The following is a 25,586-nucleotide window of genomic DNA, read 5'->3' as shown; positions in this document are numbered from 1 at the left end:
GGCAAAAATCAAAAGACAAATTTTTGAAAATGAATGAGCGCGAAAATATTCAACAATATTTCAGAAATCTTCTAGAAATTATTGAAAATCAAAGACCTGGATACATTGCTGTTTTAAAAGAAGGTTTACTCGATAATGAAATTCAGAATAGCATTACAACTCATCCAATTTCTGAAGGTTTAATCGCTATATATTCATGTGTTAAAGGATGTTGTTTTGAACGTCCTAATAATTTTGATTTTCCTACAGATTTACTTCCTGGATACGATTTAATCGAAATTGATAAAGTAGATAGTGTTATAAATCTTTTGCATAGCGTACATAAAGATCCAGACTGTTGGGGATGGCAACCAGATATGATTCCTTTTTTACGCGGTAGCGGAGGTGATTACTATTGCGTCAGAACTTTGCCAGACAATCAATCAGTTGTATGGATTCCTAAAGATGATGTTATATATATAATTTGTCAAAGTATTAAAGATTTTATTTTAATAGTTACTGAATGCTATAAACAAAATGCTTATTTTTTGGATGAAGATAGATATCTGGAATGTAATTATGATTTGGAAGAAAAAATTATAGTAAATTTCAACCCGAATTATTATTATCAAAATGATTTAGAATCAAAAGAATGAAAAAACGCATAAAATCCATTTGTTATAAGTTAAACCAAGAACTTAATAGTAGAGATTGAGTTGACATTGGGTAAAGATGTATACTTTATTTAATATTTAAATTAACTACTTATGGGACAATATCCACTCCACAATGTTCTAGGAGCCAGGGCCCGTTTAGGTGAAGGCCCCATCTGGGATGCTACCCAAAACGTAATTTACTGGGTTGATATCTACAACCATCGCGTACATCAGTTCAATCCTGCTACAGGGAAAGACTTGTTTTTTGATGTGGGAGATGCAGTAGGTGCGATCGCAACAGCAGGTAAAGATAGATTAATTATGGCGCTGCGTCATCACCTGGCATTCCTCAACACCCAGACAGGTGAAGTTACTCCTATTTTGGAGATTGAAGGAAATTTTGCAGATAACCGTCTCAATGATGGCAAATGTGACCCTCAAGGTCGCTTTTGGATCGGCTCAATGTGTTCTTTGGAAAAACCCCAGGCTAGCCTCTATCGCTACGATCGTGACGGTTCATTACATATCATTGAAACAGGATTGACGATCTCTAATGGTCTGGGTTGGAGTCCCGATCAAAAAACTTTTTATTTGAGTGATTCTCCTCACAAAAAGATATATGCTTACGACTTTGACTTAGTAACAGGTTGCATTACTAATCGCCGGATTTTTGTTGATTTAACTCATGAATCTTTCTACCCAGATGGGTTGACGATAGATAGTCAAGGAAATATTTGGTCAGCTATGTGGGATGGTTGGTGTGTGATTCGTTTCAACCCTAAGGGTGAGGAGATATTGCGGATAAATTTACCAGTGCAATTACCAACCAGTTGCACTTTTGGCGGCGAAGATTTGCAAACACTCTACATTACCACCGCTTCAGTTGGACTCAGCCAAGCGGAGATAGAAAAAAGTTTCTACTCAGGTGATTTGTTTGCTCTCCAAACTGATGTTACTGGATTACCTAGCTATGATTTTGAGAAATAAAGTAGTATCTGTGTGCGGATTGAGGGTTTAAGTTTAAACGCATAGGCGCTTCTCTACGAGACGCTACGCGAACGCCTTCCCGAAGGGTAGGGGCGCAGAGTCTAGCGCAGAGGAACGCAAAGTTTTTTTGAGTCTATTTGCTACGAATTTAGGCAAAGTTTTAATCAGGGAATTTTAAATAATAAACATCAGTTCCATACAGCTTTTTTTGAGTTCACTTTGTACCTAACGGTGTATTTTCACTAGTTGGGTTTTGTGGTATTAAATAAATTGCTCCAGAGATCAAAGTCAAGGCAACAGAAATCCAAAAGGCAATCAAAGAGGGAGTTTGCCACACTTCAGGTAGTGGTGCAATCAGAAGTGCGATCGCGACTATTTGACTAACAGTTTTGAGTTTACCCCAAATATTCGCTCCGGTAATTGTTGTTTGATTCACCCGCCAACCAGCGATCGCTAATTCTCGCGCTAAAATCAAAAACACTCCCCAAGCTGGGACTTTTCCTAATTCAATAAAAACCATCAACGGCGCAAGTACCAAAAATTTATCCACTAAAGGGTCAAGAAATTTACCCAACTCACTAATTTGGTTGAGTTTCCGTGCCAAATAGCCATCTAACCAATCAGTTAACGCAGCGATGATAAAAATCGCCAAACATATCCATCTAGCTTGAGGTGTGGGGTTGTATAAGCCATAAAGCAGAAATGGTACACCCAGAAGGCGAGAGAAGGTAATCCAGTTGGGTAGAGTCATTGAAAATTCAAAATTAATTAGTGTAAAGCAACAAATAGCCAAGCAAATATGCAAAATATATGCAGATTAGTGTATCTGAGTGTGCCTGCGTGGGAAAATCTGTTTTCTGAAGCTCTCTTAAAACAATACTATGACTGAACACACAGACTCTCAATTCCGCATCGAACGCGATTCGATGGGCGATCGCCAAATTTCTAGTAGCGTTTATTACGGAATTCAAACGCTTCGGGCGATTGAAAACTTCGCCATTAGCGGCATCAAGCCTTTAGATACTTACGTAGATGCTGGTTTAATAATTAAAAAAGCTACAGCAATTGTCAATGGAGAACTAAATTGCATTCCCCAAGATATTAGTCAGGCGATTGTCCAAGCGACTGATGAAATCTTAGCTGGAAAATTCCGCGATCAATTTGTTGTGGATGTTTATCAGGCGGGTGCTGGAACATCCCACCACATGAATATCAACGAAGTTTTGGCAAATCGCGCCTTAGAAATACTTGGTGAAGAAAAGGGCAATTACAAACGTGTTAGTCCGAATGACCATGTTAATTATGGGCAGTCTACCAATGATGTGATTCCGACTGCAATTCGCATTGGTGGATTATTGGCATTATCTAAGACATTACACCCAGCAATAGATGGTGCGATCGCATCCTTAGAAAACAAAGCTGTAGAATTTCAAGATATTGTCAAATCTGGCAGAACCCACTTACAAGACGCTGTACCCGTGCGTTTGGGCGAAAATTTTCGCGCATGGGCGCAAATTCTCACAGAACATCAAAACCGGATTTACACAGCCTCTGGAGATTTGATGGTGCTGGGTTTAGGAGGTAGTGCAGTCGGTACGGGATTAAATACTCATCCTCTATATCGCGCCCGTGTGGTAGAAGTTCTTTCAGAATTGATTGATACTCCATTAGAACCTGCGCCCCATCTCATGGCAGCCATGCAAAGTATGGCTCCATTTGTGAATGTTTCTGGTGCGTTGCGGAATTTAGCGCAGGATTTAGCCAAAATATCTCATGATTTACGGCTGATGGATTCGGGGCCAAAAACAGGCTTGAAAGAAATTCAACTACCTCCAGTGCAACCCGGTTCCTCGATTATGCCAGGGAAATATAACCCAGTCATGGCAGAGATGACATCAATGGTGTGTTTTCAGGTGATGGGTTACGATAGTGCGATCGCTTTAGCCGCACAAGCCGGACAATTAGAATTAAATGTGATGATGCCGCTAATTGCCTATAACCTAATTCACAGTATCGAAATTCTCGGCAATACCATCGCTGCACTCACCGAACGCTGCATTGAGGGAATTACTGCCAATCGGGAACGTTGTTTAGCTTATGCCGAAGGCAGTTTAGCTTTAGTAACCGCACTAAATACCCATATCGGTTATTTAAATGCCGCAGCTGTCGCCAAAGAATCTTTAGAAACAGGTAAATCTCTGCGGCAAATTGTATTAGAACGAGGATTAATGAGTGAAAAAGATTTAGCCACAGTGTTAAATCTAGAACAAATGAGTGGTATCTTACCGCTCAAAACAGAATAATAGTTTATGGGGAATTGGGCATTGGGCATGGTATTCTCCTTGTCCCCCTTGTCTCCTTGTCCCCTTGTCCCCTTTTCCCCTTGTCCCCTTGTCTCCTCATCTCCCCACTCCCACTCCCACTCCCTCTATCCCCTACCTATACCATGCAGACTCAAAAACCAGCTGTTAGTCTCATTCGGGCTACATCTTACGAACGAGAGGCTTTAAGAGAATCCTTAGTCACGCTGCTGGAACCTTTTGGAGGAATGGCAGCGTTTGTGAAAAAAGGCGGTCGCGTTTTACTCAAACCAAATCTACTTACAGGATCGCGTCCTGGTAAAGAATGTATCACCCGTGCCGAACTAGTTTATGAAGTTGCCCAAATGGTAATTGAGGTTGGCGGTAAGCCATTTTTGGGCGATAGTCCTGCTTTTGGTAGTGCCAAGGGCGTAGCAGTGGCAAATGGCTATCTGCCTATTTTAGAAGAACTCAATCTTCCCATCATCGATTTTCACGGTCAGCGTTACCAAACAATTAGTGATAATTTTAACCATCTACGACTGTCTAAAGAAGCAATGGAAGCAGACGTAGTGATTAACCTACCGAAAGTGAAATCACATGCCCAGTTGACATTAACACTGGGCGTAAAAAACTTATTTGGTTGCGTCCCCGGCAAAATGAAAGCTTGGTGGCACATGGAAGCAGGAAAAGACGCGAACAGATTTGGTGAAATGTTAGTAGAAACTGCCAGAGCGATTAACCCTGACTTAACCATATTAGATGGCATCATCGGTCATGAAGGTAATGGCCCCAGCAACGGGGAACCTCGCCAACTGGGCATTTTAGCAGCCGCATCAGATATATTTGCCTTAGATCGGGCAATGGTGGAAATTCTCAATGTTTCTCCTGAACAAGTACCTACAGTTGCAGCTTCCCAAAGGCTAGGAGTTTGTCCAGAACTTGCTGCCATAGAGTTTCCGCATTTAAATCCTGACTTATTAAAAATAGAAGATTGGCGGCTACCAGACAAGTTAATGCCCATTGATTTTGGTATGCCCCGCGTCATTAAGTCTACCTTTAAGCATCTTTACACCCGATTTATCAAGGAACCAATCAGTGTTTATGGAAGGGAGTGAGGAAGAAGCAGGGGAGCAGGGGAGAAGTAGCAGTAAGTCTTTCCCCTCAGCCCCTCTCTCTGCCTCTTATGGCCAATCCTAAATTTAGTGCAAACGTCGTTACAGTAATTTCATTTATTAGCAGAGTAATCTGTAATTACCCTCCGATTGCTTAACCAAACCGCCCTATTATATTTAGTGGCGGTTTTTTTAGCTGATTAATTTGTTATACAATTTTTCGTCTTAGATTTTGATTTATTCAAAAAGTTATACGGATTTAGGATTTGGAAATTGGGGTTGGGTATTTTGTTCATATATGGGGAAGTTTGGTAATAACTTACTACACCTCTAGTCCATCTTCTAAAACTTATTTACTCTACCTTTATATAGATTGACAAAATGGCTGTGATATTACACAGATTTCAAAATTTAAATTCTTAAATATTTCTTTAGTGATATCACTGAATCCATTCTGCCTTATACAGTTGATGTATCTGTATTTATTCGGTAGTTATAATTGGTTATAAAAATCATTACTACTTATTTCTTCTCTGGTGTCAAATATTTTTGAGTATAACTACTATATAACAACCGAAAGTACGGAAGATATTCAGTGCAATTGCGGTTTTGTGTCCTGTATCACAAATTAGCAATTCCAGTAAAATGACCTTATCAAAGGCGTTGTACGATGTTATAATCATGAAGTATCGGACAAATATGTTTTGCTAATTAATCTTTAATCAGCGAAAAAATGTAACTTATGATGCTGTCAAAGTTTGCTTTGCGTATGCAACCCGTTACACCATACAGGGAAACATCTGAAAATATTAATTACAAAATAAAACATGATTCGTTTACTTGTAACTTTGTATTAAGAATTCCATGTATAAAAAGGCTACTATGACAGTTGTATAACTGGTTTAAATTGTAGAATGCTACACATTTTACAATTTAAAAATAGCTAAAATAGCATTAATACTCTCACTCAGAGAGTCAACCTATACAGTGTTACGAAGAACTTCAATTTTGTATGAATTCAAATAGCCAGTCTGCCAATGCCGCTACATATTCCCAACGTTTGGCAGACATTGTGGGAACTGCGATCGCTCTGTTGACTCTTACCCTACCCGTATTTGTCATCGCCCACTATTCTTCAACTAATGTTCAAAATAACCAGCAACCTCTGATCCAAAACATACAAAGAAATCAAGATTAATCGAGCTTCCCAGTCGCATTTCCTCATGAGGAGACATACAAAAAGCAGAACACTGATTTTGTAGACAATCTCTGTAGATGTGGGTGTAGTTCGTCAAGAATAAGCTAAATCTGGATTGTGTGACTCCAGATTTGAGTTGTTTTAACAAAGTTAAGACAGAAATCCCCTTAACAGCAATTAAGAGCAGAGGATATCCATAATACCCTCTTGGAAAAAGCGTTGCGAAGTTTGCTCGTAACGCTTTTTCTATTTTTTAGCTAATTCAAGGGAACTGGGGAAATGAGAGAACAAGGTGACAAAAGTTAGAACTTACAACAAGTCTTTCTCCTTGTCCCCTTGTCTTCCAATACGGTTCGGATAAGCATTTTTCACTTTCCTTATGGTCTGGGTAAAGGGAAAGGATGTATTCAAAATTTTTTCCCTTTTCCCTTTCCCCTTTAACCGAACCGTATTGCCTTGTCTTCTTCCCTATGCCATAGAACAAATACCTTGGGAAGAGATCCATATTGCCCTAAAATTCTACACGGGGAGCGAAGCTGACTGAGTGCCCCCGTGATTCACTGTTATCAGAGGAGTTTTTTGTGGACTTATCTCGCATTCCTGCCCAACCGAAACCGGGTCTAATCAACGTTCTGATTGAAATTACTGGCGGAAGTAAAAATAAATACGAATACGACAAGGAACTACAAGCTTTTGCTCTAGACCGAGTACTTTATTCCTCAGTACAATATCCTTATGACTACGGCTTTGTACCTAATACTTTGGCTGATGATGGCGATCCCCTAGATGGTATGGTCATAATTGACGAGCCTACCTTTCCCGGCTGTATTATTGCTGCGCGACCAATTGGCTTTTTGGAGATGATTGACGGTGGCGATCGCGATGAAAAAATCCTTTGTGTTCCTGACAAAGATCCGCGCTACACTCAAGTAAAATCCCTGAAAGACGTAGCACCACACCGCTTAGATGAAATTGCTGAATTTTTCCGTAGTTATAAAAATTTGGAAAAAAAGGTGACTGAAATTCTCGGTTGGCAAGATGTGGACAAGGTTGCAGCTTTAGTAGAAAAATCCGTCAAAGCTTATAGAGGATAATAGAAGAGTTAGGAGTTAGGAGTTAAGAGTTATAAATTTTTATTCTTAACTCCTCACTTGAATCACTTTTGCTTGTTACGGTTCGCAAAAACTGCCACCAACCCAAACCAGAATGCAGCGTACTCTCCTTTTGGCAAAAATTCATAACTGCACCCTTACGGGAGCGAATATCAACTACGTGGGTAGTATCAGCATTGATGAAATCCTTTTGGAAAAAGCTGGTATCTTACCTTATGAGCAGGTGCAAGTAGTTAATAGTGCCAACGGTCAGCGCTTTATTACCTATGCGATCCCCGCTCCACCTCATTCAGGAATCATTGAGCTAAATGGAGGTGCGGCACGTCTAGGCATTATTGGCGATCGCTTGATTATAATGACTTACGGGCAGTTCACTCCAGAAGAGTTAAAAAGTTACTCTCCTACGGTAGTCATTGTGGACGAAAAAAACAGGCTGTTGGAAGTGCGGCGCTACGATGACCTGCTCACTAAGGTCTAATTTCAAGGAAAATGTCAAATTTTGAGTTGTCGGATTCCCAGAGCTACATAAGAGAAAAGTCATCTACCCTGCCCAGTAGCCCAGCAGGTGAGTTTATCGTGCAATTCTGGGGTGTTAGAGGTTTAATTCCTACTCCCAGTAGCAATACCAGTCGTTATGGTGGTAATACCGCTTGTGTAGAAATACATGTAGCTGGGAAACGCTTGATTTTTGATGGCGGTACTGGCTTACGCATATTGGGTAAAACTTGGCAAGAACAGCAACAGCCACTAGAAGCCCATTTATTTTTTACCAACTGCCAATCAAACCGAATTCAAGGATTTCCCTTTTTTGCTCCTGCATTTATTGGGGAAAATTGCTTCCATATTTACGGCACAGCTGCCTCCAATGGAGCCTCAATCAAACAATGTCTGTACGATCAGATGCTCCAGCCGCACTTTCCTTACCCTTTACAGGTAATGCAGTCAGAATTGCAATTTTACAATCTGACTCCAGAAAGTGACGTGAAGTTAGATGATGTCACCATTACAACTGCATTAATTAATCAAACTCAGCGGTCAGTTGGCTACCGAGTTACTTGGCAAGAGTATAGTGTTGCCTACATCACGGATTTGCACCAGAATGCCGATCAAGTAGAGCGAGAGCGGATTTTAGAGTTTATTCAAGGCGTTGACTTGCTGATTGCCAATGCCACTTACACTCCCCCTACGTCTCACAACCACGATTCTGCTGATTTACTCTGGCAAGCTGCGGTGAATGCAGCTCTGAGTGCTGGTGTTAAACGGCTAGCTATTTCTCATCATCACCCAGATGACCATGATGATTTTCTCGATCGGGTGCAAGTCGACATTAAATCTGCTTTTCCTCAAGCCATACTAGCCCATGAAGGTCTAGTATTAGTTGTTGGTAAGTGAATTAAACTTGTTGGTATAAGCTGCAAAAAAGCTTGCTTAACCAGCAACCATTAGACTTAGAGCGATCGCACCCTTTAATAACCATATTTTAGTTGAAATAGGGCTTGCTGGCGCTCAGAAATTAGACGTAGCCTCACAAAGAGCATTCCCAGCCAGAGGCTGGGAAGGATAGAAAGCTTTTCTATACTGGCTTTCAGCTGAAGTTAACATCAGTAGCAGTATAGATGTGCGCCTTTACGAAGCATTTTGCAACTCGGCTGTGCGGACTGAAAGCTGCTCTGTCTTACTACCTCGTTGCACTTTCACCTGTAATACTTGACCAAGGCGACTGTCTTCCACAACATTCTGCAATTGTTCGGCACTGGTAATAGCTTTACCATCAATTTGCAAAATTACATCCCCGCGCCGGATACCCGCAGATGCGGCTGGAGAATTGGGGACAACTCGCATGACAAAAACACCATTGATTTCTGGTATCTGAATCGGAGAGTTGGGATCGGTGTTATTTTGCTTGGCGAGATCGGGTGTCAAAGTTAGCATTTGCACACCTAGATAGGGGTGAGCAACTTTGCCATCGCGTTGTAGTTGCGCGGCGATCGCTTTAGCTTTATCAATAGGAATGGCAAATCCAATACCCATTGCATCAGGGCGAATAGCTGTGTTGATACCAATTACTTCACCTTGACCATTTAACAGGGGCCCGCCTGAGTTACCAGGGTTAATAGCAGCGTCTGTTTGAATGAAGTCTAAGCGTTTGTCACTAATGCCGACTTGGGCGCTGGAACGTTTGAGAGTACTGACAATTCCCAAGGTAACGGTGTTATCGAATCCCAAAGGATTACCAACTGCGATCGCCCAGTCTCCTACTTGTACATTAGTAGAAGAACCCAAGGGCGCTACTGGTAAATCGTTACCAGCGTTAATCTTGACTACTGCCAAATCTGTAACTTCATCAATACCTTGAACTTTCCCTTCAAAGGTGCGGCCATCTTTGAGTCGGACTGTTACTTTATCGGCCTTATCGACCACATGAGCATTAGTCATAACTAACCCGCTCTTGTCAATAATGAAACCTGAGCCTAAACCGCGTAACTGCTCAGACGGCGGCATTTGTTGGGAGAAACCGTCACCAAAAAACCGACGGAAAAAGGGGTCTTCCATAAATGGATCGACGCGGCGAGTAATTGTTCGCTCAGTATCAATGCGGACAACTGCTGAACCTACACGATTCACTGCTGCTGTGACAAAGCTAGTGCTACCAATCGCAGCACTAGCTGGTGATTGCCGTTGAGCAATTAGATTTGAAGTATCAAGAGCAGTTATTGTGGGTGCTGGTTCGGCTTGGGAAGGTAACACCTGCAATGTGCTAACCGCTAGCACGACTCCTAGCGCGATCGCTAAAACATGAGTAGTGAGTTGCCGTAAAGACCGAGATAATTTGGGAAATCGCATAATCACAACCTAATTTATAAGCTTAATTGTTGCTTAGTCGTGACAAATCTATTTACAGTTATTTTTACTTCAGGTTTCGCCTGCTCTTTTCCCTACTGGGGTTAGGGCATTTTACGAACTACCTATAATCAACTTAATAGAAAATTTAACCCAAAAGCTATTATGGACATTTACCCTTTACAAGTTCGGTTTTTACCCATCAATAAAACTTTTGGATTCCTCATAAGACTAGTCTGCTCTCTCTTTTAACTCTAGACTATGGATGAACTAACTTTTGTATAAAATTTCATTCCGATTAGTTGCACCTAGCTGGGGTAAAGAGTTGATGGCTGAGTGGGGAGTGAGGTTAACAGGAACGGTGAGAGGTAGTTGTAATTGTTTAACAACACTTTGCAAAAGTTGATCTTGTCCAGTGCGCAAACCCCAGACATTTGTCCCACGGTTGATAATAGCAAACCAAACCAAACCGCGATCGCGTGTGGGCATCACTCCCGCTAAGGCGCTCACATCCCGGAGAGTACCAGTTTTGATCACAGTCGCCAGGGGAATGTGTCTGGTGTGTACTGTTCCCCGATGATCGAATCCAGACATGGGGAACAAGTCAGCCAGATTCAGTTGATGGGCAGATGCCTCAGCTTGAATAGCCATAAACATGGCACACACAGCCCTGGGGGAAATACGATTTTCCGGCCCTAGTCCAGAACCATTGATTAACTGGATTTCCGCTTGTGGCACCCTCGCCAGGTTGGCAGCAGTTGATTGGACTACAGTTGCTCCCCCTACTGACTCTGCCAGCATCTCGGCCATATCGTTGTTACTATAAACGTTCATTTCCTTGAGTAGTTGCTTCAAGGGCAATGAACGATGACGCAGTAACAAAGTTTGTTGGGGGTTTGGTTGCGCCTCAACTTTCACCGCACCTGCAATGACAACTTGAGGCTTGGGCGTTCCCTTGGGCATGATTGAGTGTGTATAAATCGCAGGGCGTCCCCAAGTGGCCCGATTTAGTGTTTGCTTGAGCATCAGACCAGCTAGCATTGGCTGACGTTGAAAATTCATGGCAAAACTGCCAGTAATAATCAAATTGCCCTTTACTTGCTTGATGCCCATTTGATTGAGTGTATTGCCAAGAGCGATCGCTTCTTCCCAAACAAACAAAGGATCGCCACGGCCTGTAACCACCAAATCACCCTGCACAACTCCATTTACTACTGGCCCAGTGATACTCACCAAAGTATCAAATTGGTAATCTGGCCCCCAAGTTTTCAAAGCAACTAGTGAAGTGGCAATTTTAGTTAAAGAAGCAGCCGGCAGAGGTGTCGTACCTTGGTGATTTGCCATCAGCATCGGCCCCGACTGCATCCAAATTCCCTGACTTTCAGCCAGATTTTGCGCCACCACTTTAGATGTGATGAGCTTTTTCAAATATTCCTGCACCGTAGTCGCCCCAGTTGGATTTGGATCGGGGGCAAGAACCAAGCCAGGGCTACTTTGCCAAGTTAGTGCATCTAAGGCATCTAGAGGTTTGATTTGTACCCCAGCCATTTCCAGCCAAAGCGACACCAAACCTGAACCCAATAATTCCAGCATTTTTTATTCCTCTGTTAGGATCTCAAGCGTTGTTTACTGTGCTAATATACAAGCTTTTTTACAAAAATCAGTATTGAGTCATAATAACTGGTGTTTTTCTCATCTGTAAGTAGGGTGAATTATATTGTTTTCGTGGCTTGCTTGGACAATGCCAAAATGCCCATTGCTCATGAAGATAACCGCATGAATATAAAAATATTTTTGATCTGTGAAGAGACTACGCTGTTGGGGATATCGACGACGGACTATGACAGTTGTACTCCTACGGAGAAGCAAGGGAAGCTTGTGGTAGCGTCTCCGACAGAATGAAGACTCGCTCTGAGCGATCGCTACTCCTGCAAAGAAGCAAGCTACGCGTAGGGTGTCGCAGACAGCCTGAGAAGAAAAGGCTTTACGCTGCGCGATCGCTGGTAATTCTATAGCCTTGAAACAAAGAAAGGGAAAGTATTCAAAATTCTCTCCCTTTTTTCCGTTGATAAACTAATCAGCATTCAAGTTGCATAATCAGGGCGGACATCTTATCCGTCCCACAAAATAGCGAGAAAACTTTAATATGCAAATTAGATGTGTTTTAGCTTACCTACTTTCTTTCTGGATGCGCTACATCCTCTAATGAAGGAGTACCCATCCGGTTAATTGTGGCAATCATCTGATACAAGCGCCCCAAATCGCGTTGATTGAAGTTCAAAATGAGGCGAGGTAGTCCAACAGTTTCGTCTTGTGCTTCTTGAGGTAATGCCTGACTTTTTTCAATTCTTCCTTGAATAATAATGTCGCTAAAATCAGCATTAAGTTTTTCTAAAAGAGCGTCTGATATATCTGTCTTCAGACGGATGACTAACTTATCGCTTACATAACGACTGGAATGATAAACCTGATAAAAACGGGTGATAGCATCACAAGCCACATCTAGGTTATCTGTCACCGTGTAAAGGCTGGGGTCTTCAGGATTGACAAGACCGTTTTGCACTAATTGCTTATCAATATATTCGCTCCAAGAGCGCCAGTAATCACCACCAGGGCGATCGATTAAAACTAGAGGTACTGGCCCAAATTTACCAGTTTGGCTTAATGTCATACATTCAAAAGCTTCATCTTGAGTGCCAAAGCCTCCCGGAAACAAGGCTACAGCATCACTTTCTTTGAGAAGAAACAACTTGCGGGTAAAGAAATATTTGAAGTTAATTAGCTTAGGATCGCCCTCGATAAAAGGGTTTGCTTGCTGTTCAAAGGGTAACTGAATATTTAATCCAAAGGAATTTTCTCGTCCAGCACCTTCATGACCTGCCTGCATGATTCCACCACCACCACCGGTCATCACCATAAATCCTAATTGAGAAACAGCACGAGCAAACTCAAGGGCCATTTGATATTCTGGTTTATCTGACGCTAGACGAGCAGAACCAAAGATGGTGACTTTGCGAACGTGTCGGTAATCATAAAAAAGCTGGAAACCGCGCTCCATATCTGCTAATGCAGCGGATAATATTTTCCAATCGAGACGCTCAATTTCAGTATCAGCTAGACGAACAATAGTAGTAAGTGCTTGCTGAATAAATTGCCGATTTTTTAATGTCGGTAAACGAACGATCAATTCAGCGATATCCGCCTGTAAAGACTCTAATGTGTCAAACGACGCAGATGAGGTCATGAGAACTGCCGCAACAATGGCACTATATTTTACGTGAACTACTTACACTCTAGCAAGCAGGAATAGCCCTTTGATGTGCAGTTAGCAAATTAGTTCAGAACTGGCAGAACTGGTTTTGAAGCTGAAAATTCTAAAATTTTTTTTGATAAGGCTTATTGTGATACTTTAACTTTTGAAAACCATAGCAAGTTCTCTCGGTCGACCAATTGACATAACTCCCTCACTGAGAGTAATGCTTGTCACAACATACAGCAGATTTCAAGTTGCTGAGGTACATAAGCTAAGTCTGTTGCCCAAATATAAAGCGTGTTTTACCCCTAAATTCTGAATTTTTCTGTATATCAGGGTTTGTGTCAAATGCTATGAATTACATCTATAGCGTATATCAAAAGAAAATTTTGTATCTTATTGCCAGATTTTTTAGCAATTAATGTCCATAATAAGAGCACTATAACCCTAATCTAAGAAAGTAAAAAAGCTCTCTAGACCACAATACTGTTCAGTGAAACCTAAAATCCTTAGTGGAGACGCGAAATTGGACTGAGCAACTCTTGGAGACGTTGCGCGATCGCTCCGCTATGCTAACGCGTCTTTACAGGTCAAAAATCAGTACAAAAAATCCTTAACCGAAGGGTATTGCTCTACAGGATCTTTTGTCGAAAACTGTCTCAATTACACTTCGACACATTAAAGCATAATGTGACCTCTTTGTATAGTGCTTAAATCCTAGTAGAATAATTTCGCAAATCTAAGTAGGAAGATAGATGGAAGTTTCTGGACGCAACATCAATTACCCACTGAATCCTCCCCCTCTTGAAGATTTTCCCGTCCTTCAAACTGAAAAATATATCCTACGGCTAGCGTCAACAGAAGAAGAATTAGAATCAATTTTCCGGTTGCGCTTTGAAGTTTTTAATCTTGAATTAGGCTTAGGATTTTCTGCTTCTAACTTTACCCAGATGGATATAGATAAGTTTGATGCAGTTTGCCATCATTTAATTTTAATCTCCAAACATACAGGTAAAACAATTGGAACTTATCGGATGCAGACCTATATAATGGCTTCTCAAAGACTAGGCTTTGATGCTACTGATATATTTAATCTTAATGGAATTCCCAATTCTGTGCTTCAGGTATCAGTGGAAGTTGGGCGTGCATGTATAGCTAAAGAATATCGCAATAGTCAGACACTTTTACTACTTTGGGAAGGGCTGGCAAATTATCTCATCTGGAGTAAAAATCAATATTTCTTTGGTTGTGCATCATTACTAACACAATGTCCTGGGCAAGCTACTTGGGCTTATAATTATTTTCGGCAGAATAACTTGATGCATCCAAGTATTTTGGTTTATCCAAATTCACAATTTTGTCTAGAACTGACTCAAAACTGTCCAGATTCATTTAATGTTGAGATTCCAAAAATTTTGCAGGCATACTTAAACATTGGAGCTAAAATATGCAGCCTTCCTGCTATTGACCGCCAGTTTAAAACTATTGATTTTTTAACTATATCTAATATTGCAGACTTTACCAGATGGCGTTATCCAAATCCTCTCAAAAAACTCTTACCACTGAGGATTTGTCATGATTAATACTACTGTTGCCAGCTTATCCAATGGACGCGATAAAAAATATCCTTGTCCATATTCACAGTTCAATTTCCTAAGAAATGCTATGCTAGCTGCTCTTTTGTCTCTACTCCTTCGGCGGTAACATCCATACCCGATCGCTGCTAGCGATCGCTATATAATTTGAGAAAACTTTTAAGGAAAACCACTTATGCGCCATCTCAAATTTGCTCCGAGTTGGTTGCGATTTTTAACTATCTTCTTATTGACAATGGGTATATTGTTTCGCTTTTGTAATCTTGATGGTAAAGTTTTCTGGCAAGATGAAACTTATGCCTCATTGCGAATTTCTGGTTACACAATTAATGAAGCTAAACAGCAACTTTTTAATAATCGTGTGATTGGCAAAGAAAGTTTTGCTCAGTTTCAAGGTGCAAATCCAGAAAAAAGCTTAAATGACACAATTATGTCTTTAGCAAAACAAGATTCTCAGCATCCACCGTTGTATTACATAATAGCCAGATTGTGGTTGGAAATCTTTGGTAATTCGGTGACGGCGATTAGAAGTTTATCAGCCTGTATCAGTTTGCTGGTTTTTCCTTGTGTTTATTGGTTATGCCGAGAATTATTTAATGTGCCATTATCGGTTCCTGGTGTTGCGATGCCTGCGGCGGACGTAGCCATCGCACTTATGGCTATCTCTCCAATTCACCTAGTATACGCCCAAGAAGCACAAGAATATATTCTTTGGTTAGTCACCATTTTACTATCCAGCGCGTCTCTGCTACGAGCCATACGGCTAGAAGATGAGCTAGCAAAAGAACGACAAAAACCAGATTTATTCGCTATCTGGAGTATTTATGCAGTCACCTTAGCCATTAGTCTTTATACATTTCTTTGGAGTGCATTTGTAGCAGTTGCTCACGGAATTTATGCGATCGTAACTGCCAAATTTCAGTTTACTGAAACTGTGAGAACTTATCTGATCGCATCACTAGTAGGTTTTTTAGCTTTCATGCCTTGGATAACAGTTGTAATTGGTGATTTTTTTCAATTTTTGATTTCAGCAGACAAAACAACAACAAATTCCGATTTAATACCTGTATTCCCATTTTTGTCAATGCAGTTAAGCCGTATTTTTTTTGATATAGACCTTAGTTCAGAAAATTCTCTAGGCAATTTAATTGCACTAAGCTTTTTAATTTTGGTAGGATATTCAATTTATTTTCTTTGCCGAGCAACTAACTATAAAGTCTGGTCTTTTATCATCACATTAATTGTAGTACCAGCATTACCCATAGTACTGCCAGATTTAATTACTGGGAGTATACAATCGTCTATCGAACCATATTTAATCCCATCTTATTTAGGAATTCAAGTAGCTGTTGCTTATCTACTAGCTACGCAACTATACAATGGGAGCGGATCGCGTCGGAACTTTTGGCACATAATCATGGCATTAGTGATTATTTGTGGTTTAATTTCTTCTAAGGTGAGTTCCCAGGCAGAAACTTGGTGGAATAAGGGTATGAATTATCGCAATCCCCAAGTTGCCCAAATCATTAATCAGAGTAATCGTCCACTTTTGATTAGTGATGCTTTGGGTAATAATTATGGTCATGTCTTTTCTTTAAGCTATCTTTTGGAACCAAAAGTGCGATTTCTGTTAGTGAACAATCAAAAAATTCCGAAAATTCCTGATGGGTTTACTGATGTGTTTTTACTTAATCCTTCAGAGGCTTGGGGTAAAACTATAGAAAAAAAATATAAATTCCAGACAAATATTGTTTATAGTGATAACTATTATTCAATTTGGAAATTCGCTAAAACTCGTAATTTGCGCCGACGTAATATCTCACTTAATAATCAATTATCTGCCGAGCTATCAACTAGGCAAACAATTGTTCCATAGCTGCCAAATCTTGAAAAGTTCTTTGTTGCACAAATAAGCCTGCTTGGAGTACATAAACCCACTTCTGTCACTTCACTAAACAAGCAGTTTTGTAGCTAAATATACAATTTTTAGATTGCACAAAAAACTACTGAGTTTAATTACTACCTCCGCTACTTGACTAACTCACTATCTATAATTGCAATCCACCACTGTTTAGTTAGATATTTTTAATAACTAGTTTTGAGAGTCATCAAGTTGTTTCATTAAAGTAGATAATTGTTGTACAAGTTATTGTGAAATTTAGTTATGCGGCTCCAACTTGCTCCAAATAGGTTGCGGTTTCTTGTTGTAGTTTTATTAATGGTGGGTATATTTTTTCGTTTCTTTAACCTTGACCGCAAAGTTTACTGGCACGATGAGACTTTCACTTCATTGCGGATTTCTGGTTATACGGCAAATGAAGTCAAGCAGCAAATATTTAATGGTCGCCTAATTAATAAAGAAAGTTTTGCCAAATTCCAAAGTCCTAATATGGAGAAAGGCTTACGTGACACAGTTATATCTTTGGAAGTAGACGATCCACAACATGCACCACTGTATTATATACTCGCTCGCCTTTGGGTGGGAATCTTTGGCAATTCGGTAACGGTAATTAGAAGTTTATCTGCCTTTATCAGTTTGTTGATTTTTCCGAGTATTTATTGGCTGTGTAGAGAATTATTTAAATCATCGGCATCGGTATCAGAGGTTGCGATGCCTGTGGCGGGCGTAGCCATCGCACTCATGGCAATCTCTCCTATTCACTTAGTATACGCCCAAGAAGCACGAGAATATATTCTCTGGATAGTGACTGTATTACTATGCAGCGCTTCATTACTACGAGCATTACGATTGGAATCACAAGATGGATTACTACGTATACTAAATTGGGGAATGTATGCAGTCACTTTGGTGCTTAGTCTCTATACATTTTTGTTCAGTGGATTTGTTGTAGTCGCTCATGGTATTTATGTAATTGCCACTGCAAAATTTAGGTTTACTAAAACAGTAAAAGCTTATTTATTAGCATCTTTAGCAGGGTTTTTAGCTTTTGCACCTTGGATACAGGTTGTGATAGTTAACTTGTTGCAATTAAAAAGTTCAACAGCCTGGACAAAAAGACATTTACCCTTAGATGATTTAATTAAATCTTGGCTTTTACAGTTAAATCGGATTTTTCTTGATTTAGACTTAGGCTTTGAAAATCCGTTTACCTATGTAATTACGCCATTTTTTTTAGTTCTTTTTGGATATTCAATTTATTTTATTTGTCGAAAAACTAACTATAAAATTTGGTTGTTTATTATCACGCTAATTATGGTTCCTGCATTACCTTTAATGCTACCAGACTTACTTTTTGGGGGTATACGCTCACTTGCCGAGCGTTATTTATTGATTTCTTACTTAGGAATTCAACTAGCTATTAGTTACCTACTAGCTACGCAGCTACATAATAAGAGTTTTGTACGCCGGAGAATCTGGCAAATAATTATGGGACTCGTGATTATTTGTGGGCTAGTTTCTTATGGAGTGAGTTCTCAGGCTGAAACTTGGTGGAGTAAGGTTATTAGCTATGGTAATCCACAAGTTGCAAAAATTATTAATCAGACTAATCATCCACTTTTGATTAGTAATGATTCTGGTATTAATTATGGTAATGTCTTTTCTCTCAGCTATCTTTTACAGCCAAAAGTGCAGTTCCAATTAGTAAAAGACCATTCTATTCCCAATATTCCTGATGGTTTCACTGATATTTTTTTACTAAATCCTTCAGATACCTGGCGTAAGCAAATAGAAACAAATTATAATTATAAAACTTTTGTAGTATATGGTGACAAAAATTACTTGCTCTGGAAAATAGAAAATCCACGTAGCGATGTATTTTTTGAAAAAATTAGGACTTAACCAAAACTAGACGCTGTAGTTATGGGCAATTCATATAAATGAATTCGCATCAGATAGAGAAGGAGCTTAATTGTGTTTCAATTATTATTTGCATAACTTGATATTAAAAAATATTTTCATATATTTTTTTGATATATGGAAATATTTGCTAAAATCATCATCTTTTATAAGATATTTAAATAATTTCTTGATTAAAATCAGCTAAAAATAACTAAAATAAATATTAAATAAATTATAATCTTAAACTAATTTAAGTAATGGTAGGATGCTTTCAATTATCCTTTGTGATGAATTCAATGATTCATTGAAAGGTGTTCTATGCAAATAACCGATTTTCTTGGTCTTTTACATCCAGCGATCGCAATTATATTCGTGTTTCCACTAATTGGTACAGTAGTTAATTTTGCTTGGCAAACACGCCAAAGTAGATTGCAAATTTTAGCAGGTAGTAAGAGTAAAATTCCTCCAGTGGTAGGTGCAGAACATAAGCAGTTAGGTGAAAAGCTCACAAGTGCAGTTGTTGGATTAACTTTAATCGGATTAAGCTACCCTATTGGCAAAAATTATCAAAAATAAATTGTGGAATCAAACATCTTTTCAAGTTATTTTTATTTTGTATTTGTGCCAGAGGTCTATTGTAGTGGTAAAGTAACAATTACTGTTGTGCCAACACCCTGCTCACTTTCTAATTGAATATGGCCACCATGTAACTCTACACATTTTTTGACTATAGTAAGTCCCAGTCCTGTTCCTTGAATTACACCCACATTACTGGCGCGATAAAAGGTTTGAAATAGATGAGTTTGATCTTTGAGAGGAATGCCCATTCCCCGATCTCTAATTTGGAAAATAGCGAGGCGATCTTTGCAAATCAAATCAAACCAAATAGTGTCACTTTCAGGAGAATATTTAATGGCATTGGAAATCAAATTAGTTAAGATACAATTTAGCAGGTCTTCATCCATTTGGGCTTGGGTCGATTCACCTTGAAAAGTAAAGATAATGCTGTGCTTACTACCAGCATTAAGTTGAAGAATATCTGTGAGTTCGCTACAGAAATTTTCTAAATTTAACAGTGTAGGTTTGTATTGGAGTTTAGCTGCTTCCGTTTTACTCAAGAACAATATCTCATCTAAGAGATTAAGCATCTGGTTGATAGCATTTTGTATTCGAGCGAAATATTTAGTTCTGCGGATATCAGTGAGTTTATTGTTGTTGTATTCAAGGATATCTACAGCTGTCCGAATCGTAGTCATAGGGGTACGGAACTCGTGAGAAACCATTGCTACAAAGTTTGACTTTAACTCGTTGAGTTCCTGTTCTTTTGCTAGTGCTTGACGGGTGCGTTCTTCACTCTCGCGTAGTTGGTTGAGAATTTCGCTTCTTTCAATAGCATAGCGAATGGCACGCACTAACCGTTGTATAGTAATTTTATCTTTAACTAGATAGTCTTGCGCTCCTTCTGCTAATGCTTGCAGTGCTAAATCTTCATCATCAACACCTGTTAATACCACAACTGGGATATCAGGTACTGCTGCCATAAATTCTTTCAACGTGTCCAGTCCAATAGAGTCTGGAAGGCTGAGGTCTAATAAAACTAGGTCGAATCTGCGTTGCTTTCGACTTTCTATCTGAGAATTATCAAGGTTAGACGTAGAATTTTCCCTGCTAGCTTCTATTGCCTCAGATAACCGTTCAACATGTAACATCTGCCATTGTTCTTGATCTGAATTTAAAAAGATCCGGCGTAGCAGATGAGCATCACTTGCACTATCTTCTACTAATAGAATGTGAATTGTGAGCTTTTGCATAGTACAGGGTTATATCAATTTGTTAGATAATTACCTGATTTCCTACTTTGTAGATAGGGCTAGAAGCCATGCGCTCATTAGAATGTTAATAAGCAGCTATTAAATATATATTTAAAGATACCTTAATTTGCGTTGAAGGTAAAATAAAATACTGTTCCTATGTCCGTCCCGGTTCCAACTCAGCCCAGATGCGACCATCATACCGCTCAACGATTTTTTTGTAGATAGCTAGACCAATGCTAGTACCAGAAAATTCTCGACGAGTATGAAGATGGTGGAAACCTCAAAAATTCGCTCAAAATATTGAGACCATTATCCTGAGCGATCGCTAGATGTAAATTACTAAGAGCTAGACTGAGGGTAGTATCACAGTCAACGAGAACAAATTTCTCACCGCGAGTACCCACACGAGAATAAACATAGCTGCGATAAGCTACGCTAACGCACCAACGTAGAGACAATGCAAGTTTTTGACACAAAAAACAAGTGGAGATGTAGTGTAACACCACATTTCCACTCTAAATTTAGTGTATTAGGGTTACAACAAAAGACCCCACGAGCTGATTAAAAGTTGGGAAAGTTCAAATTAATTAACGTGACTCAGTTCCTTGATTGGGGCTACCTGCGACACCATCGTTTTCTGGAGCTTCTGGAGTAGCAGTGGATTTAGCATCACTCTTTTGCGCATCACCAGTTTTGCGGATACTTTCGTCGGTAGGGGTTTCGCCGTCAGCAGAAGCAGTAGACGCTGGTTGTTCATTGTTAGATTTTTGTTGTTCAGCCATGATTACATCCCTTATTATTTATCCTTGAGATTATCTTAAAAAATTAGGAGTATGGGTGCATCTATCTAGAATATGGTTATGGCTGATTCCTCCCTCTATCCTAAGTATTGTTTTGTACTACTCATGTCTGCTGATAAAATCCATAAATATAGAAGTTGTTAACCTTAGAACCCTTGCTATCGTTAATGGAGAACCTAGAAGGAAGGGGTTTTATCTCCGAGATGCTTTTAAAATTGCTTTATTGATAGTTGCCAAGAAATGACAAATAATCTGACTGAATAATATGGTGTGATGATGGTGATACAAACTATCAAAGTCTAATTAATGAACCAGAACAATCTATCGTTACCATCTGGATGTATCCTTCGCAAGGCAACCTCTGGGGATCAGTGGTCGATTCGATTGCTGGTATTTTCAGCGAAACTCGATCCAACCCAATTAAATTGGCAGCAATTTTGGGTAATTGAATACAATGAGAATCTGATAGCTTGCGGACAGCTGCGTAATTTCTCAGGGGCACAAGAACTTGGTAGCTTGGTCGTTGCATCAGCTTGGAGAGGTCGCGGTTTGGGTAGTTTGCTAACGCAGCATTTGATTAATACAGCAACGCAACCACTTTATCTGGAATGCTTAGGTCAACGGCTGGTACAGTTTTACAGTCGCTTTGACTTTGTGCCAATATCTTTTGAAGACTTGCCACAATTTCCCAAGACAATAGGTTTATCTACGCTCAAGGAGAAATTTAGATTCTCGCAGTTAGCTAAAAGGCTGCTCAAAGTTCCTGTGGTGTTTATGGAATATCGAGGTCAGACTAATTCGTAATTTGGAATTTAAGATATCCACAACAAAGCTTGATACAAAATCGAGATGTTTCCAGCCTTTTACTCTCGCCATCTCCTATTTCAACTTAGAGGTTTAGCAAAAATCGTTAGTAAGACAGCCCCTAGTAAATAATGGTGATTCAAACACAATAGCCCAGCAGAGGAGCCAAGAAGTTGACGTTGATTAGGGCTGTAGAGTCTAATTCCACGGGGAGAGACTGACAATAATTGAGGTTCTGTCTCTTTTTTGGAAGTAATGTCAACTAAATAAAAGCGTCCACCAGGAGAAAGTACCCGTGCTATCTCGCTAACCACCTGTTTGGGTTCTAAATAGTGCAAGAAGCTGATAGTACTGAAAACGGCATCAAATTGACCATCAGCAAAGGGAAGAGACTCAGCTTTGCCCTCAATATAAATCAAGCGTGGACGGTGCCGATTGCTCTGTCTTGCTACTCGCAACATATTAGCAGATAAATCCAATCCGGTAGCTTGGAGATTGGGAAACTGAGTAGCAAGGCGCTCAAGCAAGCGTCCAGTACCACAGCCGATATCAAGTACATTTGCTGGTTCTGGTAAATCGACGTACTCCAGCAACCGTTGGTGAATGGCTCGATAAAACACTGAAGGAAAGAACCAATCGTAACTTGATGCCCATAGGTCAAAAAATAGCTTTTTGTTTTTGAAAAAGTCATCAGTCATTAGTTTTCGCAGCTTTCTTAAAGCTTGATGCTTTTTGAGAGTAAGTTTAGCTGCGCCTCCAAGAATTTGGTTAACAATACAAATTAACTATAGCGGTTCTGAATTGGTTGTAATATGTTGTTCTTGTCGGGTTCATTAAACTAAGCTAACTAGGTTCAATGCCAGATAAAATCAATCTTTCTACCGACTTGCGATCGAGGGGTTTGGAGAAAAAATATCCCTGTGCATATTTGCATTTCATAACTCTAAGTTGCGCCAGTTGCTCTAGTGTTTCTACGCCCTCTGCTATTACATCTATATTTAGACTCTGTGCTAGAGCGGCGATCGCTTGAACAATCTCTAAGTTTTCTCCATCAGCACCAATCTTAGCAATAAAGGAACGATCGATCTTCAAGGCATTACTAGGAAAGCGGTGTAGATAACTCAAGGATGAATAGCCGATGCCAAAATCATCTAAGTGTAATTGGATATTCATCTGTTGCAGCTGCAAGAGCATAAAAGTTGCTAATTGAACATTCTCCATAAGTACGCTTTCGGTAATCTCCAGCTTTAAACTGCCACTTTCCACACCAGTCTCTTGGATAATTTGGTTAATTTTCTCAATTAGGCTAGGTTGGGAAAACTGCTTAGTGGAAAGATTTACACTAATTGTTAAAGGTGGGTCAGTAGGAAATTGTACTTGCCAAGCACGCATCTGCCGACAAGCCTCGCCTAGTACCCAATAACCAATAGGGATAATCAGCCCAGTTTCTTCTGCCAGGGGAATAAAGTTGTCTGGAGATACTAATCCATGTTGCGGGTGCTGCCAGCGAACGAGAGCCTCGAAGCCAATAATTTTGTAAGTTTCTAATAAAACAATTGGCTGATAGTAAACCTGAAACTCCTGGCGTTCAACTGCCCGTCGTAGATCCATCTCTAACTCTAATAGCTGGGTTACTTGGGTGTACATGGTTGAGTCAAATATTTCATGGCGTGCCTTACCCAATGCTTTAGCGCGATACATTGCAATGTCAGCGTCGCGCAAAAGTTCCTCCGGTCGGTTATAACTACCCTTGCTCAGAGCGATGCCAATACTGACAGTGGTAAATACCTCATACCCACTGAGTTGGAACCCAAATGTCAGAGTTTCGTGTATCCGCTCCACTACGCTGATTACGTCATTGGGATTTTGGAGATCGTCGAGCAAAATTGTAAACTCATCTCCCCCTAGACGAGCAACTGTGTCTCCAGTACGCAGGCAATTTTCCAATCTCCGAGCAAGGGCAGTTAGTAGTTGATCGCCAATCATGTGACCGAGACTGTCGTTGACAACTTTGAAGCGATCTAGGTCTAGAAAGAGAACAGCGAATGTATAGTTCGCGCGTCGTTTTACCTGCATGAGCGCCCGTTCTAGCCGTTCCATAAATAAGGCACGGTTTGGCAGACCAGTGAGGATATCATGAAAGGCATCATGAATTAATTGCGCCTCCGCAAGTTTTAGAGCAGTAATATTGCGAGCAATACTTAAAACAAAATATACTGAACCATCGTTAGCTAGTTCAGGGACAAGACGGGCATGGTAATGTTTTGTTTGCTGGCCGATCGCTAAACTGCATTCAAACTCCGTTTCTTCTTTAGTTTGGAAAACTTGCCTAAGCTTGCGATCGCATATACGACAAAATTCTTCTGGTAGACTTAACTCTACATTTGTTTTGCCGATAAATGTCTCGGCTGATATTCCTGTAACTTTTTCAATAGCTGGATTAACGTAAACGTAACGCAATTGAGAGTTAAATCTGGAAATAATATCAGGTGCATTTTCAACTAGTGCTTTGAATTCTTGCTGGCGACGCGCCAGTGCCTCCAGAATTTGGTTGCGTTCGGTGATATCCTGAAAGACCAAAACTGCACCCGTGATGTTGCCGTTGTCATCTTTAATCGGTGCAACACTATCATCAATTGGTATTTCTGTACCGTTTTTAGCAATAAGTATCGTCTCTTCTGGTAGACCCATAGTAACGCCCGACTGAAGGACTTGCTTTACAGGGCTTTCAATTACTATACGAGTTTTTTGGTGAGCAATATTGAATACTTCTGTTGCTTCTTTACCAAATGCATCTGCATAATTCCAACCCGTCAGTACCTCCGCAATTGGATTCATAAAAGTGATAGTTCCAGCTTCGTCGCTAGTAATCACAGCATCTCCAATACTTTTAAGTACAGTAGTTAGCCATTGTTCGCTCTGTTTTAATTTTTTTTCCGTTCGATGTTTAGAAAGGGTAATTTCAATCGTGAACTTTAATTCTTTTTCTTTGAAAGGCTTGAGAATGTAGCCAAACGGCTCTGTTACCTTGGCTCGATTCAATGTTGAGTCATCTGCATTAGCAGTCAGATATATTACTGGAATCTTAAAAAGATTATGAATTATCTGAGCAGCCTCCACACCGTCCATTTTTCCTTTAAGATGAATATCCATTAGAACTAAATCAAGAGAATCATCTGCTGCTTTCCTAATTGCCTCCTCTCCCGAATCGGCAAGCCCCATAACACTGTATCCAAATTTCCTGAGCCGACTTTGTATATCCATTGCCACGATGATTTCATCTTCAACAACTAATATATTTACTGGGTTCATGATTTTGTTTAACTTATA

Annotated in this window: 21 protein-coding genes and 1 pseudogene; 13 read left to right on the top strand and 9 right to left on the bottom strand. The window is 40.0% G+C overall.

The genetic code is table 11. The features are described from left to right. The first annotated feature begins 29 nt into the window (after positions 1-29). Together V7K45_RS02500 and V7K45_RS02495 are read left to right on the top strand one after the other, a co-directional pair. Positions 30-635: an SMI1/KNR4 family protein gene (locus V7K45_RS02500; protein ID WP_335000046.1), complete on the top strand. Its 606-nt coding sequence runs from the start codon at positions 30-32 to the stop codon at positions 633-635. Between the two features lie 111 nt (positions 636-746). Beyond that, positions 747-1,622 carry an SMP-30/gluconolactonase/LRE family protein gene (locus V7K45_RS02495; RefSeq protein WP_335000044.1) on the top strand — a complete coding sequence of 292 codons (876 nt, stop codon included), beginning with the start codon at positions 747-749 and terminating at the stop codon, positions 1,620-1,622. 214 nt (positions 1,623-1,836) lie between these two features. Here V7K45_RS02495 and pgsA read toward each other — a convergent pair whose 3' ends face one another. Further along, entirely contained in the window at positions 1,837-2,373 is a 537-nt protein-coding gene (gene pgsA / locus V7K45_RS02490) for a CDP-diacylglycerol--glycerol-3-phosphate 3-phosphatidyltransferase (protein WP_335000042.1), read from the bottom strand. Between the two features lie 130 nt (positions 2,374-2,503). Between pgsA and V7K45_RS02485 the strand changes: the two genes are divergently transcribed. From V7K45_RS02485 to V7K45_RS02460, 6 genes are all read left to right on the top strand, one after another. After that, entirely contained in the window at positions 2,504-3,925 is a 1,422-nt protein-coding gene (locus V7K45_RS02485) for an aspartate ammonia-lyase (RefSeq protein WP_335000038.1), read from the top strand. Between the two features lie 143 nt (positions 3,926-4,068). Next, positions 4,069-5,040, top strand: coding sequence for a DUF362 domain-containing protein (locus V7K45_RS02480; RefSeq protein WP_335000036.1), 972 nt, complete (start codon positions 4,069-4,071; stop codon positions 5,038-5,040). 1,009 nt (positions 5,041-6,049) lie between these two features. Then, on the top strand, positions 6,050-6,235 hold the full coding sequence (locus tag V7K45_RS02475) for a hypothetical protein (RefSeq protein ID WP_335000034.1): 186 nt from the start codon (positions 6,050-6,052) through the stop codon (positions 6,233-6,235). A 581-nt stretch (positions 6,236-6,816) separates the two neighbouring features. Then, positions 6,817-7,329, top strand: coding sequence for an inorganic diphosphatase (locus tag V7K45_RS02470; RefSeq protein ID WP_335000032.1), 513 nt, complete (start codon positions 6,817-6,819; stop codon positions 7,327-7,329). A gap of 112 nt (positions 7,330-7,441) precedes the next feature. Beyond that, the gene (gene panD / locus V7K45_RS02465; RefSeq protein ID WP_335000030.1) at positions 7,442-7,825 is read left to right on the top strand and encodes an aspartate 1-decarboxylase; all 384 of its coding nucleotides are present in this window, start codon (positions 7,442-7,444) and stop codon (positions 7,823-7,825) included. Between the two features lie 11 nt (positions 7,826-7,836). After that, positions 7,837-8,739 (top strand): MBL fold metallo-hydrolase, encoded by a 903-nt coding sequence (locus V7K45_RS02460; protein WP_335000028.1) that lies wholly within the window; start codon positions 7,837-7,839, stop codon positions 8,737-8,739. A 234-nt stretch (positions 8,740-8,973) separates the two neighbouring features. On the opposite strand, the gene V7K45_RS02455 is transcribed toward V7K45_RS02460, so the two are convergent. The 3 genes from V7K45_RS02455 to V7K45_RS02445 form a co-directional block, all read right to left on the bottom strand. Next, complete coding sequence (locus V7K45_RS02455) at positions 8,974-10,191, bottom strand: HhoA/HhoB/HtrA family serine endopeptidase (RefSeq protein ID WP_335000026.1); 1,218 nt, start codon at positions 10,189-10,191, stop codon at positions 8,974-8,976. Between the two features lie 267 nt (positions 10,192-10,458). Further along, complete coding sequence (locus tag V7K45_RS02450) at positions 10,459-11,781, bottom strand: D-alanyl-D-alanine carboxypeptidase (RefSeq protein WP_335000024.1); 1,323 nt, start codon at positions 11,779-11,781, stop codon at positions 10,459-10,461. 580 nt (positions 11,782-12,361) lie between these two features. Further along, complete coding sequence (locus V7K45_RS02445; protein ID WP_335000022.1) at positions 12,362-13,432, bottom strand: LOG family protein; 1,071 nt, start codon at positions 13,430-13,432, stop codon at positions 12,362-12,364. A 764-nt stretch (positions 13,433-14,196) separates the two neighbouring features. Here V7K45_RS02445 and V7K45_RS02440 point away from each other — a divergent pair. From V7K45_RS02440 to V7K45_RS02425, 4 genes and pseudogenes are all read left to right on the top strand, one after another. Continuing rightward, positions 14,197-15,024 (top strand): GNAT family N-acetyltransferase, encoded by an 828-nt coding sequence (locus tag V7K45_RS02440; protein ID WP_335000020.1) that lies wholly within the window; start codon positions 14,197-14,199, stop codon positions 15,022-15,024. Between the two features lie 187 nt (positions 15,025-15,211). Continuing rightward, positions 15,212-16,912: a glycosyltransferase family 39 protein gene (locus V7K45_RS02435; RefSeq protein WP_335000019.1), complete on the top strand. Its 1,701-nt coding sequence runs from the start codon at positions 15,212-15,214 to the stop codon at positions 16,910-16,912. A gap of 288 nt (positions 16,913-17,200) precedes the next feature. Beyond that, positions 17,201-18,838, top strand: a complete 1,638-nt coding sequence (locus V7K45_RS02430; RefSeq protein ID WP_335000017.1) for a glycosyltransferase family 39 protein — start codon at positions 17,201-17,203, stop codon at positions 18,836-18,838. 318 nt (positions 18,839-19,156) lie between these two features. After that, positions 19,157-19,460: pseudogene (locus tag V7K45_RS02425) on the top strand (DUF4079 domain-containing protein); the annotation flags it as partial. 10 nt (positions 19,461-19,470) lie between these two features. On the opposite strand, the gene V7K45_RS02420 reads toward V7K45_RS02425, so the two are convergent. The 3 genes from V7K45_RS02420 to V7K45_RS02410 form a co-directional block, all read right to left on the bottom strand. Continuing rightward, positions 19,471-20,649 (bottom strand): hybrid sensor histidine kinase/response regulator, encoded by a 1,179-nt coding sequence (locus V7K45_RS02420; RefSeq protein WP_335000015.1) that lies wholly within the window; start codon positions 20,647-20,649, stop codon positions 19,471-19,473. 239 nt (positions 20,650-20,888) lie between these two features. Next, the gene (locus V7K45_RS02415; RefSeq protein WP_335000013.1) at positions 20,889-21,158 is read right to left on the bottom strand and encodes a hypothetical protein; all 270 of its coding nucleotides are present in this window, start codon (positions 21,156-21,158) and stop codon (positions 20,889-20,891) included. A gap of 81 nt (positions 21,159-21,239) precedes the next feature. Continuing rightward, positions 21,240-21,434, bottom strand: coding sequence for a hypothetical protein (locus tag V7K45_RS02410; protein WP_335000011.1), 195 nt, complete (start codon positions 21,432-21,434; stop codon positions 21,240-21,242). A 324-nt stretch (positions 21,435-21,758) separates the two neighbouring features. Between V7K45_RS02410 and V7K45_RS02405 the strand changes: the two genes are divergently transcribed. Then, a complete protein-coding gene (locus V7K45_RS02405; RefSeq protein ID WP_335000009.1) occupies positions 21,759-22,256 on the top strand; it encodes a GNAT family N-acetyltransferase in 498 nt (165 codons plus the stop codon). 80 nt (positions 22,257-22,336) lie between these two features. Here the strand turns inward: V7K45_RS02405 and V7K45_RS02400 are convergent, their stop codons facing one another. Both V7K45_RS02400 and V7K45_RS02395 read right to left on the bottom strand, forming a co-directional pair. Continuing rightward, entirely contained in the window at positions 22,337-22,954 is a 618-nt protein-coding gene (locus V7K45_RS02400) for a class I SAM-dependent methyltransferase (RefSeq protein WP_335000007.1), read from the bottom strand. 145 nt (positions 22,955-23,099) lie between these two features. After that, positions 23,100-25,568: a GGDEF domain-containing response regulator gene (locus tag V7K45_RS02395; protein ID WP_335000005.1), complete on the bottom strand. Its 2,469-nt coding sequence runs from the start codon at positions 25,566-25,568 to the stop codon at positions 23,100-23,102. Between the last annotated feature and the right edge of the window lie 18 nt (positions 25,569-25,586).

Origin of the sequence: Nostoc sp. (genome assembly GCF_036917375.1) — a bacterium.
In the GTDB taxonomy this organism is placed as follows: Bacteria; Cyanobacteriota; Cyanobacteriia; order Cyanobacteriales; family Nostocaceae; genus Nostoc.
The sequence above is the reverse complement of the archived record's forward strand: the minus strand, read 5'-3'. Positions and strand labels throughout refer to the sequence as shown.

Bases quoted from the DNA above. Each gene is read 5' to 3' on its own strand.
- V7K45_RS02485 (WP_335000038.1), top strand. From the start codon at position 2,504: ATGACTGAACACACAGACTCTCAATTCCGCATCGAACGCGATTCGATG.
- V7K45_RS02450 (WP_335000024.1), bottom strand. From the start codon at position 11,781: ATGCTGGAATTATTGGGTTCAGGTTTGGTGTCGCTTTGGCTGGAAATG.
- V7K45_RS02400 (WP_335000007.1), bottom strand. From the start codon at position 22,954: ATGACTGATGACTTTTTCAAAAACAAAAAGCTATTTTTTGACCTATGG.
- V7K45_RS02475 (WP_335000034.1), top strand. From the start codon at position 6,050: ATGAATTCAAATAGCCAGTCTGCCAATGCCGCTACATATTCCCAACGT.
- V7K45_RS02395 (WP_335000005.1), bottom strand. From the start codon at position 25,568: ATGAACCCAGTAAATATATTAGTTGTTGAAGATGAAATCATCGTGGCA.
- V7K45_RS02430 (WP_335000017.1), top strand. From the start codon at position 17,201: ATGCGGCTCCAACTTGCTCCAAATAGGTTGCGGTTTCTTGTTGTAGTT.
- V7K45_RS02445 (WP_335000022.1), bottom strand. From the start codon at position 13,432: ATGACCTCATCTGCGTCGTTTGACACATTAGAGTCTTTACAGGCGGAT.
- V7K45_RS02410 (WP_335000011.1), bottom strand. From the start codon at position 21,434: ATGGCTGAACAACAAAAATCTAACAATGAACAACCAGCGTCTACTGCT.
- panD (WP_335000030.1), top strand. From the start codon at position 7,442: ATGCAGCGTACTCTCCTTTTGGCAAAAATTCATAACTGCACCCTTACG.
- pgsA (WP_335000042.1), bottom strand. From the start codon at position 2,373: ATGACTCTACCCAACTGGATTACCTTCTCTCGCCTTCTGGGTGTACCA.
- V7K45_RS02480 (WP_335000036.1), top strand. From the start codon at position 4,069: ATGCAGACTCAAAAACCAGCTGTTAGTCTCATTCGGGCTACATCTTAC.
- V7K45_RS02455 (WP_335000026.1), bottom strand. From the start codon at position 10,191: ATGCGATTTCCCAAATTATCTCGGTCTTTACGGCAACTCACTACTCAT.
- V7K45_RS02500 (WP_335000046.1), top strand. From the start codon at position 30: ATGAATGAGCGCGAAAATATTCAACAATATTTCAGAAATCTTCTAGAA.
- V7K45_RS02405 (WP_335000009.1), top strand. From the start codon at position 21,759: ATGAACCAGAACAATCTATCGTTACCATCTGGATGTATCCTTCGCAAG.
- V7K45_RS02495 (WP_335000044.1), top strand. From the start codon at position 747: ATGGGACAATATCCACTCCACAATGTTCTAGGAGCCAGGGCCCGTTTA.
- V7K45_RS02420 (WP_335000015.1), bottom strand. From the start codon at position 20,649: ATGCAAAAGCTCACAATTCACATTCTATTAGTAGAAGATAGTGCAAGT.
- V7K45_RS02460 (WP_335000028.1), top strand. From the start codon at position 7,837: ATGTCAAATTTTGAGTTGTCGGATTCCCAGAGCTACATAAGAGAAAAG.
- V7K45_RS02435 (WP_335000019.1), top strand. From the start codon at position 15,212: ATGCGCCATCTCAAATTTGCTCCGAGTTGGTTGCGATTTTTAACTATC.
- V7K45_RS02440 (WP_335000020.1), top strand. From the start codon at position 14,197: ATGGAAGTTTCTGGACGCAACATCAATTACCCACTGAATCCTCCCCCT.